We start from the raw sequence: 12,907 nt of genomic DNA, 5'->3' as shown, positions 1-12,907 counted from the left end.
TCACGGTCTTAGCTCTTCTTGGCCTTTGCGGCCGGTTTCTTCGCTGCCGGCTTCTTCTTCGCCGCAGCGGTTGTCTTCTTGGCGGCTGCCGGTTTCTTGGCCGGAGCCTTCTTGCCGCCGCCACCCTTGCCGGCCTTCTCGGCGATCAGAGCGAGCGCTTCCTCGACGGTCACCGTCTGCGGATCCTTGCCCTTGGGCAGGGTCGCGTTGACCTTGCCCCAGTTGACATAGGGGCCATAGCGGCCGTCACGCACGGTGATTGCGCCCCCGTCCGGATGGTCGCCGAGCGCTTTCAGAGCCGCTGCTGCCGTCCGCCCGCCGCGCTTGCCGCCATTGGCCTGCTTTTCGGCAATGACGGTGACGGCCCGGTTGAGACCGATGGAGAAGACATCCTCGATGCTTTCGAGATTGGCATAGGTGCCGTCATGCAGCACGAACGGTCCGTAGCGGCCGAGACCGGCGGAAATCATCTTGCCGGATTCCGGATGCTTGCCGACGTCGCGCGGCAGGTTGAGCAGCGCCAGCGCCTTCTCGTGATCGATGTCCTCGACCTTCCAGCCCTTGGGCAGCGAGGAGCGCTTGGCCTCCTTGCCGTCGCCGCGTTGGACGTAGGGTCCGAAGCGGCCGGAACGCAGCGTGATTTCCTCGTCGGTCAGCGGATCCTTGCCGAGCGCCTTCGGCTCGTTGCCGAGGGCTTCCGCCTCGGAACCGCCTTCGGTCGACAGCTGTCGGGTGTAGTTGCAGTCCGGATAATTGGAGCAGCCGACGAAAGCGCCGTACTTGCCGAGCTTCAGTGACAGCTGGCCGGTGCCGCAGACCTGGCAGACGCGCGGATCGCTGCCGTCTTCGCGCTTCGGGAAGACCAGCGGCGCCAGTGCCTCGTTAAGCGCGTCCAGAACGTCGGTGACGCGCAGTTCCTTGGTGTCCTCGATCTGGGCGAAGAAGTCGTTCCAGAAATTGCGCAGCACGTCCTTCCAGTTGAGATCGCCGGCCGACACCTGGTCGAGCTTTTCCTCAAGATCGGCGGTGAAATCGTACTCGACATATCGCTTGAAGAAATTCTCCAGGAACGCCGTCACCAGCCGACCCTTGGCCTGCGGGATCAGCTTGCGCTTGTCGATCGTCACATAGTCGCGGTCGCGCAGCGTCGCGAGCGTCGCGGCGTAGGTCGACGGACGGCCGATGCCGAGCTCTTCCATCTTCTTGATCAGCGAGGCTTCCGAATAGCGCGGCGGCGGCTCGGTGAAGTGCTGCGTCGAGTTGATCTTTTCCTTGGCGAGCTTTTCGCCGGCGTTGATCTCCGGCAGACGGCCATCCTCGTCACCGTCGTCCGACTGTTCGCCATCTTCCTTCTGGTCGGTATAGGCGGCGATGAAACCGTCGAAGCGGATGACAGAACCGGTGGCCCGCAGGCCGGCAACGCGTCCATCGGCGCCCTTGGCGGAGATTTCCACCGTCGTGCGCTCGATTTCGGCGGACGCCATCTGGCTGGCGATGCCGCGCTTCCAGATCAGGTCGTAGAGCCTCAGCTGGTCGCCGTCGAGATGCCGGCGGACCTTGTCGGGCGAGCGGTTGAAGTCGGTCGGACGGATGGCTTCGTGCGCTTCCTGGGCGTTCTTCGCCTTAGTGGAGTAGAAGCGTGCCTTTTCCGGCAGGTAGCGTTCGCCGAACTGGTCGGCGATCGCCCGACGCGAGGCGTCGATCGCTTCCGGCGCCATCTGCACGCCGTCGGTACGCATGTAGGTGATAAGGCCGACGGTCTCGCCGCCGATGTCTATGCCTTCATAAAGCTTCTGCGCCACCTGCATGGTGCGCGAGGCGGAAAAGCCGAGCTTGGAGGAGGCGGCCTGCTGCAGCGTCGAGGTGGTAAAGGGCGGCGACGGGTTGCGCTTGACGGGCTTCGCCTCGACCGTGTCTGCCGAAAAGCTGGCGCTGTCGAGGAGCGCCTTCAGCGAGCCCGCCTGTTCGCCGTTGGTGACGGAGTTGCGGTTGAGCCGCTTTCCGTCGGCAGAGACGAGGCGTGCCTGGAATTCTTCGCCGCGCGGCGTCTTCAGATCGGCCGAGAGGTTCCAGTACTCTTCGGCGACGAAGCGTTCGATTTCCGATTCGCGATCGCAGACAAGGCGCAGCGCAACCGACTGCACACGGCCGGCCGAGCGGGCGCCGGGCAGCTTGCGCCACAAAACCGGCGACAGGTTGAAGCCGACGAGATAGTCGAGCGCACGGCGGGCGAGATAGGCGTCGACCAGCGAGACGTCGATGTCGCGCGGATTGTCCATCGCGTCGAGCACCGCCTTCTTGGTGATCGCGTTGAAGACGACGCGCTTGACCGGTTTCTTGCCGATCACCTTGCGCTTGTTGAGCAGGTCCAGCACGTGCCAGGAAATGGCCTCGCCTTCGCGATCCGGGTCGGTCGCCAGAAACAGGCTGTCGGAGGACTTCATCGCATCGGCGATGTCCTTGACGCGCTTGGCAGAATCCTTGTCGACCTCCCACAGCATTTCGAAGTCCTGGTCCGGCAGCACCGAGCCGTCCTTGGCCGGAAGGTCGCGCACATGTCCGAACGAGGCGAGCACCTTGTAGCCCGGCCCGAGATACTTGTTGATCGTTTTGGCCTTGGCAGGCGACTCCACCACTACAACATTCATCATACTACTCTGGTATCCGTTCTCGTTCCGGCATGTCTGGTGAAAACGACCGCATTCGGATGCGACATGTCAATCGTGCCGGATCGTCTCCACACGCAGTCCCACACCTTCTTTTGAAGGAGGCCCCTCGGCATTTGAAGGATGCCCGCCGGTTTGGCAGGCTGAATTTCGCGTATTTTCCCGCATTTCGGCCTCTCGAAATGGACAGTGATTTCGTTTCGGTCAAGAGCAAACCTTCAAATTCCGGCGAATACACGGAAATACAACCTATGGACGAATACGTTACGGTTGCAATTTTAGATAAACAATTTATGATCATGCAAGCAGAAAGACACGGACCCGAGAAGGCTCTCTTGCCATGCAGGAAACGCGCAAGACCGCGAAGCTCCCAGGAAGTGCGAAGCCGGGCGATCCTGAGACGGACGGGATCGTCTATGTTCGCCAGATGCTCGGCGAATTGCGCCGCGTCGCGGACGAGCAGGGGGCCGACATGCTCTGCTATCTGATCGAGATGGCCTATGAGGAGGCGGGCGATGTCCTGTCCGGTCACCGGCCGCGTTCGATCGTCTTCAATGGCCGCTGACGGAGAAGGCGGCGTTCAGCCGACATCGATCAGCGAAACCATGCCGCCCGCATGCCGCTGCAGGCGCCCGGCGAGATCCAGTTCCAGCAAGATGAGATAGACCGCCGACGCCGGTAGCCCGGTATGGCGGATGACGTCGTCGATTTCGACGGGTGTTGGGCTGAGCGCATTGACGAGACGCGAGCGGTCGCTGTCATCGGGTGGCGGCGCAATCGGCCGCTCGTCGTCGTCGCCGTAGGGCTCGCTGACCGTCGGCGGGGAAAAGAGGTCGATGTCAGACATCGGCGCCAGCGCCTCCAGGATATCCTCGGCCGACGTGGTGACGATGGCGCCGTTCTTCAAAAGTCCGTTGGTGCCTTCGCAACGCGGATCGAGCGGCGAGCCGGGAACGGCAAACACCAGCCGGCCGAACTCGGCGGCGAGCCGGGCGGTGATCAGGGATCCGGAGCGGCTCGCGGCTTCGATCACCGTCAGGCCGAGGGCTACGCCGGCAATCAGCCGGTTGCGCCGCGGAAAATCGCGCGCCCGCGGTTCCCAGCCGAAGGGCATTTCGGTGATCGCCACGCCGCCGCCGTCGCAGATGGCGTCCAGCAGCGGCTGGTTTTCTGGCGGGTAGGTCTGGTCGATGCCGCCGGCCATGGCGGCGATCGTTCCGGTCGCAAGGCTGGCGCGGTGGGCCGCCGTATCGATGCCGCGGGCAAGCCCGGAGACGATCGCATATCCGGCGCGCCCGCATTCGCCGGCGATCAGGGCGGCGAACTTCGCGCCGCTGATCGAGGCGTTGCGCGAACCGACGATGCCGACGGCGGGTCGGGTCAGGGTGGTGGCGTCGCCCTTGACGGCGAGAAGCGGTGGCGCGGCGTCGATGTGCCTGAGGGATGGCGGATATTCCGGTTCGCCGATGCCAACGAAGCGGCCACCGAAACGGGAAAGCGCGTCCAGTTCCCGTTCGGCCTCGCCGACGCTTGCCACCCGCATTGGTCTGGTCGACCCGCCTCTTGATGAGAGTTCGGGCAGGGCGGCGAGCGCCGCCTCGGCGGTGCCGAAATGATTGATGAGATCGCGGAAGGTGGCGGGTCCGACATTGTCGGAGCGGATCAGTCGCAGCCAGCAGATCCGTTGTCTGTCGGTGAGTGCGATGCCCTTGCGTCTTGCACTCACCTCTTCCATGGACCTAGCCCTTCTGTCCGATTTTCCCCTCGGTGCCGGAAATGAGCCGTTCGATGTTCGCCTTGTGCTTCCACCAACTGATCAGCGTCAGCACGGCCATGACGAGCGAGATTTCCGGTTGCCCAGTAATCCACAATGCAACCGGAATGACAAGCGTTGCAACCAAGGCGGACAGGGACGAGTAACGGCTGAGGTAGGCGATCGAGATCCAGACGACGGCAAACACAAGCACCATGACCGGCGCGAGGCCGAGCAGGATGCCGATATAGGTCGCGACACCCTTGCCGCCCTTGAAGCCGAGCCAGACCGGGAACAGATGGCCGAGGAAGGCACCGACGCCCGCTGCAAGCGCGCCGTGCAGGCCGAAAAGCTCGGACGCCATCAGGACGGCAGCCGTGCCCTTGAAGGCATCGAGCAGCAGGGTCAGCGCAGCGAGCTTCTTGTTGCCGGTGCGCAGCACATTGGTGGCGCCGATATTGCCGGAGCCGATGCTGCGCACATCGCCGAGGCCGGCCATCTTCGTCAGGATGAGACCGAAGGGGATCGAGCCGAGCAGGTAGCCGCCGATCAGCGCGGCGGCGAGCGCCAGAAGTCCAGGGGACATTGATGCGGTATCCAAGGCGGGCTCCTCCTCAAGTTTGCCTAGACTTCGAAGACCTTGCGGCCCTTCACGTAAGTTGCGACGGCGCGGCCGCTGAAGCGCGCGTCCTCGAACGGCGTGTTCTTCGAGCGCGACTGCAACTGCTCCTTGAAAACCAGCCAGGGCTCGTCGACATCGATCAGGATGATGTCCGCATTCGCGCCGGGCTTCAAGGTGCCGGCGTCGAGGCCGAAGATTTCCGCCGGTCGCGTCGACATGGCCGAAATCAGACGCGAGAGCCCGACCTGACCGGAATGATGCAGGCGAAGTGCCGCCGACAGCATGGTTTCCAGGCCGACGGCGCCGTCGGCAGCGTCAGAGAACGGCAGCCGCTTGGTGTCGACGTCCTGCGGATCGTGAGACGAGCAGATGAGATCGATCGTGCCGTCGGCGAGAGCGGCGACCATGGCCATCCGGTCTTCCTCGGTGCGAAGCGGCGGCGACAGCTTGAAGAAGGTGCGGTACTCGCCGATGTCGTTCTCGTTGAGCGACAGGTGGTTGATCGAGATGCCGCAGGAGACGTTGGCGCCGCGCGACCGGGCGACCCGGATCGCGTCCGCCGACTCCGGCACCGAGATCTTTGCCGCGTGATAGGCGGAACGCGTCAGCTTTGCCAGACGCAGATCACGTTCGAGCGGAATGATCTCCGCTTCCTTCGGGATGCCGGAAAGACCGAGCCAGCTTGCGAGAAGCCCCTCGTTCATAACGCCGTTGGCGCCGAGATAGGTGTCGCGGGTCTCGAGCGCGATGACCGCGCCATGCTCGCGCGCATAGGTCATGGCGCGGCGCAGCACCTGCGCGTCCGGCATCGCGCGCCGGCCATTGGTGAAGGCGACCGCGCCGGCTTCCTTCAGCATGCCGATCTCGGTCATTTCCGTGCCGTCGAGATGCTTGGTCAGCGCGGCAGCGGGATGGATGTTGACGATCGCTTCGTCGCGGGCGGTCTTCTTGATGAATTCGACAAGCGCGATGTCGTCGATCACCGGATCGGTGTCCGGCATCATGATGAAGCTGGTGACGCCGCCGGCGGCAGCGGCTTTCGAGGCGGACGCGATCGTCTCGCGGTGTTCGGCGCCGGGCTGGCCGACATAGACGCGGGCGTCGACGAGGCCGGGGGCGGCGATCAGGCCGCCGCAGTCGTGCACCTCGGCGCCATCCGGCGTGCCCTGGTTTTGTGCATCGGCGCCGGCGGCAACGATCTTGCCGTCCTTGACGATGATGGTCCCGGTCTCATCAAGATTGCGGGAGGGGTCGATGATGCGGACATTCTTGAGGACGAGGGCGGAAGTCATGCGCGCGGCCCCTGGTTTTGAGAGAGAAGAAGGGTTTCCATGACCGCCATGCGCACCGCGACCCCCATTTCGACCTGGGCTTCGATGACGCTCTGCGGACCGTCGGCGATCTCGGAGGCGATTTCGACGCCGCGGTTCATCGGACCCGGATGCATGACCAGCGCGTCGTCTTTGGCCGCTTTCAGCTTTTCGGCATCGAGGCCGTAGAAGTGGAAGTATTCGCGCACCGAGGGCACGAATGAGCCCGCCATGCGCTCGCGTTGCAGGCGCAGCATCATGACGACGTCGGCGTCCTTCAGGCCTTCCCGCATGTCGTGGAAGACCTCGACGCCCATGTCCGCCATGCCGGCCGGAAGCAATGTGGCCGGGGCGACGACGCGCACGCGGGCGCCCATCAGATTCAGAAGGATGATATTGGAGCGGGCGACGCGCGAATGCAGCACGTCACCGCAGATTGCCACGATGATGCGCGAGAGCTTGCCCTTGGCACGACGGATCGTCAGCGCGTCGAGCAGCGCCTGGGTCGGATGCTCGTGCTGGCCGTCGCCGGCATTGACCACGGAGCAGGAGACCTTCTGCGCCAGAAGGGCGGCGGCACCGGCCGAGGAGTGGCGCAGCACCAGCACGTCGGGGTGCATGGCGTTCAGCGTCATCGCGGTGTCGATCAGCGTTTCGCCCTTTTTCACCGACGAATTTCCGACCGACATGTTCATGACGTCGGCACCAAGGCGCTTGCCTGCCAGTTCGAAAGAGGCTTGAGTGCGGGTGGACGCCTCGAAGAAGAGGTTGATCTGCGTCAGGCCGCGGAGGGTAGAGGTCTTTTTCTCCCGCTGCCGGCTGATCTGGACGGCCTCGTCGGCCTTGTCGAGAAGCAGTTCGATATCGAGCGGGGAAAGGCCCTTGATGCCGAGGAGATGGCGATGGGGGAAGAAGACCATAAAACGTCCTCCTTGCTTGGTCAGGCGGTCTATAATGACTGCGGGGTCCCGCCGCAAGCAGCCTTTCGGGATCAATGTCGACGATCCCCATGCAATTTGAAACGAATCCGGATAGAAGCCGGACAAAACGAACAGTGAAAAGAAGCCAATGAACCGGACCGAAGAAAAACTCCTGGAACTGAACCAGCCCAAACCCTGGTCCGGCATCAACGCCTACCGGTCCGATCCGCTGCTTCTCGATCTCACCTCTTCAATGCACCGGTCGCTGCGCGAGGACTTCGAGGCGCTTGGTCGATATGTGACCTCGCCGGAAGCCCAGGAGCTGGCCCGCATGGCCAACCAGGGGACGCCGCAGCTGAGAACCCACGGCCCGCGTGGCGAGCGTCTGGACGTCGTTGAGTTCCATCCGGCCTGGCACGCGCTGATGCGCCGTTCGATGTCGGCCGGCCTGCATTCGTCGATCTGGGATTCGTCCGCCGATCCGGACGCCAAGGGCATGGCCCACAAGGTGCGCGCCATCCGCTTCTATCTGACGGCGCAGCTCGAATGCGGCCATCTCTGCCCGCTGACCATGACCAGCGCTTCGGTCGCCGCGATGATGTCCAACCCGCAGGTGCAGCGCGAATGGGGCCCGAAGATCCTGTCGCGCAAATATGACTCCGCGAACAAGCCGGCCAAGCAGAAGTCCGCCGTCACCATCGGCATGGGCATGACGGAAAAGCAGGGCGGCACGGATGTGCGCGCCAATACGAGCCGCGCGGAAAAGGTCAGCGAGGGCATCTACCGTCTCTCCGGCCACAAGTGGTTCATGTCGGCGCCGATGAGCGACGCCTTCGTCATGCTGGCGCAGACCGGGCAGGGGCTCGGCTGCTTCCTCGTGCCGCGTCTTCTCGAAGACGGCTCGACGAACGGCCTGCAGTTCCAGCGCCTGAAGGACAAGATCGGCAACCGTTCGAATGCGTCCTCCGAGGTCGAGTTCACCGATACGTTCGGATATCTGCTCGGCACGCCGGACGGCGGCATCCGCACCATTCTCGACATGGTGACGCTGACCCGGCTGGACTGCGCGCTGGCCTCGGCCGCCATCATGCGCGCCTCGCTGGCCGAGGCCGTCCATCATTGCCGTGGCCGCAAGGTGTTCGGCAAGGAACTGGTTTCCCAGCCGCTGATGACCCGCGTGCTCGCCGACATGGCGCTCGATGTCGCGGCCGCCACCGCGCTCTCCTTCCGCGTCGCCGACGCCTTCGACCGCGCCCGCGACAATCCGGAAGAATCCGCTTACGCCCGCGTCATGACCCCGGTCGCCAAATACTGGGTCTGCAAGATCGCGCCGTCGCTGATCTACGAGGCGATGGAGTGCATCGGCGGCTCCGGCTACATTGAGGAACGCAATATCGCCCGCCATTACCGCGAGGCTCCGGTCAATGCGATCTGGGAAGGCTCCGGTAACGTGATGGCGCTCGATGTGCTGCGTGTGCTGGAAAAGGGCGAGGGCCTGTTCGAGCAGGTGTTTGCCACCCTGTCGCGCGATCTCGGCCCGTCCGGTCCGAAGACCGTGCAGGTCCTTCGCGCGGCAATCGCGCTCTGCCAGCGGGACGAGGGCGCGGCCCGCATGCTGGTCGAACAGCTGGCGCTTGCAGGTGCGGCTGCAGAACTCTACCGGATCGGCGCGGGCAAGATTGCCGACGCCTTCCTGGAAACGCGTCTCGCCGGCGGCTGGCGCACCACCTACGGCATGCTCGACGCCCGCTTCGACGCCCGCTATTTCGTCGACATCCTGTATCCGGCCGCGAGCTGACGGCGGCTCAGCCGCCGACCATCAGCAGGATCAGCGGGATGGAAATGAAGGAGACCGCCGTCTGCACGGTTGCGACGGCGGAGTAGAGCTGCGCGTCGCCGCCCATTTTCTTGGCCAGCAGATAACCGTTCATCGCCGTCGGCACGCTGGCGGCAAGCGCGAGCATGGAGAGTTCCATGCCCTTAACGCCGGCGAGCATGCCGATGCCGACCATCAGAGCCGGGAAGGCGAAGAGCTTCAGGATCACCGGGATCACCACCAGCCGGCTTGGCCTAAGCGCATCGGCAATCACCAGGCCGGCGCCGACCATGATCAGGCCGAGGCTGAGTGCCGAGCGCGAGACGAGATCGATCGCCGTCATCAGCGGCTCGTAGATCGAAATCCCGCTGAGGCTGACGACGACGCCGGCGAGCGATGAGAGGATGAGCGGATTGGTGACAATGCGGATCATCAGCGCCTTGTGATTGCGCGGCCGGCCGGAAAACCACTCCAGCATCACGACGTTGATGATGTTGATCGGCACGATGATGACCGCCATCACCAGAGCGATGATCGTCAGGCCCGCCTGTCCGACCAGCTTGTCGGCAACCGCCAGCGCCACGAAACCGTTCCAACGCGTTGTCGTCTGGAAGATGGTGGTGAACGACGAGGCGGGAACGCCGATCCGCTTGAACAGCGGCCAGCTGAGCCAGGTCAGGGCGCAGGTGATCAGCACGGCCGACAGCGTGACGACGGTGATGACGCCGGTGGGAATGGCGGCGAAATCCGTCCGCGCCAGCGTGATGAACAGGAGCGAGGGAAAGAGGACATAGAAGCCCAGCTGCTCAAGCCCGGTCCAGAGGTTCTGGTCGATGAACGGCGCGCGCCGGAGAGCGATGCCGAACAGCACAAGCAGAAAGATCGGCAGAACGCTTTCGAAAATCAGCAGCATGAGGAGGGCTCCGGGGCGGGGTGGCGCAGTGATACCGCCCGCCGCCCTCTTGTGCAATGCAAGATCTGGCCCTCTGCCGGAGCCGGATCAGACGTCGGCCGCTTCCTTGACCTCATGCAGCCGCGTTTCGAATTCGCGCCTGAGCTCGCGCCGGGCCTCGGCCGCCGTGTTGCGCCGCTTCTTGGCATCCGTATCGAGACAGAGTTCCGGAACGCTCGTCGGCCGGCCGTGTTCATCGACCGCGACCATCGTGAAATAGCAGGAATTGGTGTGCCGGCGCGTTCCGGTGCGGATGTTTTCTGCTTCGACCCGGATGCCGATCTCCATCGATGTCCGGCCGGCATGATTGACGGAGGCGCGGAAGGTCACCAGCTCGCCGACATGGATCGGCTGGCGGAACACCACCTGGTCGACGGAAAGCGTGACGGCATATTGCTTGGAAAAGCGCGAGGCGCAGGAATAGGCCACCCGGTCGAGGAGGTTCAGAAGCGCGCCGCCATGCACCTTGCCGGAAAAATTCGCCATGTCCGGCGTCATCAGGACGACCATTTCGAGCTGGCTGGGATCATGGGCGTGGTGGTTCATCTGGCGCTGGTCCTTGTGTGGCGACGTGTTTGGGATGTTTTGACAGCCGGCGAAGGGAAGGGCAAGCGGCCTCGTTGCAAGCCTGCAATTTGGACTTGCGCAGTCAGACTGCGCGCAGTATGAGTCATTTCAATGTTTCAAGGATTGTTGAAATGATATCGGAGCAAAATGCGCTGCTGGCCTTCTCGGCGCTTTCGCAGGAAACCCGGCTGAGGATCGTCCGCATGCTGGTGGTGGCCGGCGCGGAAGGGCTGGCGGCTGGGGCCATCGCCGAAAAGGTCGCCGTCTCGCCCTCCAATGTGTCGTTTCATCTGAAGGAGCTGGAGCACGCCGGGCTCATCGTCGCCAGGCGTGAGTCGCGCTCGATCATCTACGCGGCCGATTATGCGGCGCTCTCGGGCCTTCTTCTGTTCCTGACGGAAAACTGCTGCGCCGGCCAGCCGGAGATTTGCGGCCCCGTTGTCCAGGCGCTCGCCTGCGCGCCTGCCGGAAAAACGAAAGAGAGGACATGCTGATGGACGTGACGATCTACCATAACCCCGCTTGCGGGACTTCGCGCAACACGCTGGCGATGATCCGCAATGCCGGCATCGAGCCGACCGTCGTCGAATATTTGAAGACGCCGCCGTCGCGTGATGCGTTGGTGAAGATGATCGCCGATGCCGGCCTGACGGTGCGCGAGGCGATCCGCGAGAAGGGCACGCCCTACCTCGAGCTGGGTCTCGACAATCCGGATCTCGGCGACGATGCGCTTCTCGATGCGATGCTCGCCCATCCAATCCTCATCAACCGTCCCTTCGTGGTCACCCCCATGGGCACGCGGCTGGCGCGCCCCTCGGAAGTCGTCCTCGACATTCTGCCGGAGACGCACAAGGGCGCGTTTGCAAAGGAGGACGGCGAGCAGGTCCTCGACAGCGAGGGCAAGCGCATTGTCTGACACGCCGTTCGATCTGCCGGCCGCCAATCCGGACCATCTGCGCAAGCCCGATCTTGCCGTCCTTCGCCCGGCCTTTTCCCCGCACAAGCCGCGCATCCTCATTCTTTACGGCTCGCTGAGGCCGGTCTCCTACAGCCGCCTGCTGGCGCAGGAGGCCGGGCGTCTGCTGGAACACTTCGGCTGCGAGGTGCGCATCTTCGATCCCGCCGGTCTGCCATTGCCCGACGGCGAGCCGGCAACGCATCCCAAGGTCAAGGAACTGCGCGACCTTTCGGCATGGTCGGAAGGGCAGGTGTGGGTGAGCCCCGAGCGCCATGGCGCCATGACCGGCATCATGAAGGCGCAGATCGACTGGATTCCGCTCTCGCTCGGTGCGGTCCGCCCGACGCAGGGGAAGACTCTTGCCGTCATGCAGGTCTCCGGCGGCTCGCAATCCTTCAACGCCGTGAACCAGTTGCGCGTTCTCGGGCGCTGGATGCGGATGATTACCATCCCCAACCAGTCCTCCGTCGCCAAGGCCTGGCAGGAATTCGGCGAAGACGGCCGCATGAAGCCATCCGCCTATTACGACCGCGTCATCGACGTCTGCGAGGAACTGGTCAAATTCACCCTCCTGACCCGCGACGCCTCCGCCTATCTCACCGACCGCTACAGCGAACGCAAGGAAACCGCAGAGGAGCTGATGGCCCGCGTAAACCTGAAGACGGCGACGTGAGCCGGATAAGGTGATGGTCGGGCAACAAGTGGGCCTGATTGGAACCCACATCGCTTCATGCTATATTGAGATTATGGCAAAGAAACTTGGATCAGCGAAGTCGATATCGGTTGAGGGCAATGCAAAGGTTGTCCGCAATGCACGTACTGGTCGGTTCGTCTCTGCGAATAAGAGTACAGAGTTTTCCTCAAAGACCACGTACACGCCGGCATCGCTTGATATCGATAATCGACAGCTAAAGTCATCTGGCGCAGTGGCCAAGGACTCTTCTCTTCCCGACGACACCTACGCCATCTCCATGGAAGCTGGCGAGGATGTCTTCGCCCGTTTCGATTGGGCTTTGACCCAGCTCGCCAAATAATGAGGACGGTGTCGCTTGAGGCGCTGATCGAGCTTCAGGCGAAAACAATCAAGGTGCATGGCGGCTTGCCGGGCATCAAGGATGACAGCCTCATCAAAGGCGCTCTAGAACGTCCACTCAACATCATCGCTTACGAGCCGGAAACCCTGCCTGGTCGGCTCGCAGCCGCCGTTTGTCACGGCATCGCCAGAGGCCACGGCTTCAACGATGGCAACAAGCGGGCTGCTTTCCTCGCACTCAACATCCAGCTGAGATTGCTCGGCTATTTTCTGGACTGATCACAGCGCGACGCCGTGCGGGTCATTCAGG

General features: G+C 63.4%; 14 protein-coding genes. 7 read left to right on the top strand and 7 right to left on the bottom strand.

What is annotated here, in order from left to right; all coding sequences use genetic code 11:
• Positions 1–8 precede the first annotated feature (8 nt).
• Positions 9–2,648: a type I DNA topoisomerase gene (gene topA, locus NN662_RS11770; protein WP_261931950.1), complete on the bottom strand. Its 2,640-nt coding sequence runs from the start codon at positions 2,646–2,648 to the stop codon at positions 9–11.
• 358 nt (positions 2,649–3,006) lie between these two features.
• Here topA and NN662_RS11765 point away from each other — a divergent pair, with 358 nt between their 5' ends.
• Entirely contained in the window at positions 3,007–3,231 is a 225-nt protein-coding gene (locus tag NN662_RS11765) for a hypothetical protein (RefSeq protein WP_261930438.1), read from the top strand.
• Between the two features lie 15 nt (positions 3,232–3,246).
• Here the strand turns inward: NN662_RS11765 and dprA are convergent, their stop codons facing one another.
• The 4 genes from dprA to NN662_RS11745 are packed head-to-tail and all read right to left on the bottom strand — an operon-like array spanning position 3,247 to position 7,271.
• Positions 3,247–4,401, bottom strand: a complete 1,155-nt coding sequence (dprA, locus tag NN662_RS11760; RefSeq protein WP_261930437.1) for a DNA-processing protein DprA — start codon at positions 4,399–4,401, stop codon at positions 3,247–3,249.
• 4 nt (positions 4,402–4,405) lie between these two features.
• Positions 4,406–5,005: a glycerol-3-phosphate 1-O-acyltransferase PlsY gene (gene plsY / locus NN662_RS11755; protein WP_261930436.1), complete on the bottom strand. Its 600-nt coding sequence runs from the start codon at positions 5,003–5,005 to the stop codon at positions 4,406–4,408.
• A 38-nt stretch (positions 5,006–5,043) separates the two neighbouring features.
• Positions 5,044–6,333 (bottom strand): dihydroorotase, encoded by a 1,290-nt coding sequence (locus NN662_RS11750; protein ID WP_261930435.1) that lies wholly within the window; start codon positions 6,331–6,333, stop codon positions 5,044–5,046.
• Positions 6,330–7,271: an aspartate carbamoyltransferase catalytic subunit gene (locus NN662_RS11745; RefSeq protein ID WP_261930434.1), complete on the bottom strand. Its 942-nt coding sequence runs from the start codon at positions 7,269–7,271 to the stop codon at positions 6,330–6,332. Before NN662_RS11745 ends, NN662_RS11750 begins: the two co-directional genes overlap by 4 nt.
• Before the next feature lie 148 nt (positions 7,272–7,419).
• Here NN662_RS11745 and NN662_RS11740 point away from each other — a divergent pair, with 148 nt between their 5' ends.
• Complete coding sequence (locus NN662_RS11740; protein ID WP_261930433.1) at positions 7,420–9,069, top strand: acyl-CoA dehydrogenase family protein; 1,650 nt, start codon at positions 7,420–7,422, stop codon at positions 9,067–9,069.
• Positions 9,070–9,076: 7 nt separating this feature from the next.
• Here NN662_RS11740 and NN662_RS11735 read toward each other — a convergent pair whose 3' ends face one another.
• On the bottom strand, positions 9,077–10,000 hold the full coding sequence (locus tag NN662_RS11735; RefSeq protein ID WP_261930432.1) for an AEC family transporter: 924 nt from the start codon (positions 9,998–10,000) through the stop codon (positions 9,077–9,079).
• 87 nt (positions 10,001–10,087) lie between these two features.
• On the bottom strand, positions 10,088–10,585 hold the full coding sequence (locus NN662_RS11730) for an acyl-CoA thioesterase (RefSeq protein ID WP_261930431.1): 498 nt from the start codon (positions 10,583–10,585) through the stop codon (positions 10,088–10,090).
• Between the two features lie 152 nt (positions 10,586–10,737).
• On the opposite strand from NN662_RS11730, the gene NN662_RS11725 reads away from it, so the two are divergent.
• Genes NN662_RS11725 through NN662_RS11705 form a run of 5 tightly spaced genes read left to right on the top strand, consistent with a single transcriptional unit; the run spans position 10,738 to position 12,876 of the window.
• On the top strand, positions 10,738–11,100 hold the full coding sequence (locus NN662_RS11725; RefSeq protein ID WP_410010926.1) for an ArsR/SmtB family transcription factor: 363 nt from the start codon (positions 10,738–10,740) through the stop codon (positions 11,098–11,100).
• Positions 11,094–11,522: an arsenate reductase (glutaredoxin) gene (arsC, locus tag NN662_RS11720; protein ID WP_261930430.1), complete on the top strand. Its 429-nt coding sequence runs from the start codon at positions 11,094–11,096 to the stop codon at positions 11,520–11,522. The genes NN662_RS11725 and arsC overlap by 7 nt, the downstream gene beginning before the upstream one ends.
• Positions 11,515–12,237 carry an arsenical resistance protein ArsH gene (gene arsH / locus NN662_RS11715; RefSeq protein WP_261930429.1) on the top strand — a complete coding sequence of 241 codons (723 nt, stop codon included), beginning with the start codon at positions 11,515–11,517 and terminating at the stop codon, positions 12,235–12,237. Before arsC ends, arsH begins: the two co-directional genes overlap by 8 nt.
• Positions 12,238–12,250: 13 nt before the next feature.
• The gene (locus tag NN662_RS11710) at positions 12,251–12,598 is read left to right on the top strand and encodes a hypothetical protein (RefSeq protein WP_261930428.1); all 348 of its coding nucleotides are present in this window, start codon (positions 12,251–12,253) and stop codon (positions 12,596–12,598) included.
• 8 nt (positions 12,599–12,606) lie between these two features.
• A complete protein-coding gene (locus tag NN662_RS11705) occupies positions 12,607–12,876 on the top strand; it encodes a type II toxin-antitoxin system death-on-curing family toxin (protein ID WP_261930427.1) in 270 nt (89 codons plus the stop codon).
• The last annotated feature ends 31 nt before the right edge of the window (positions 12,877–12,907 follow it).

The sequence above is a fragment of the Rhizobium sp. NRK18 genome, assembly GCF_024385575.1.
Taxonomy (GTDB): domain Bacteria; phylum Pseudomonadota; class Alphaproteobacteria; order Rhizobiales; family Rhizobiaceae; genus JANFMV01.
This window is presented reverse-complemented; position numbering and strand designations above follow the sequence as displayed.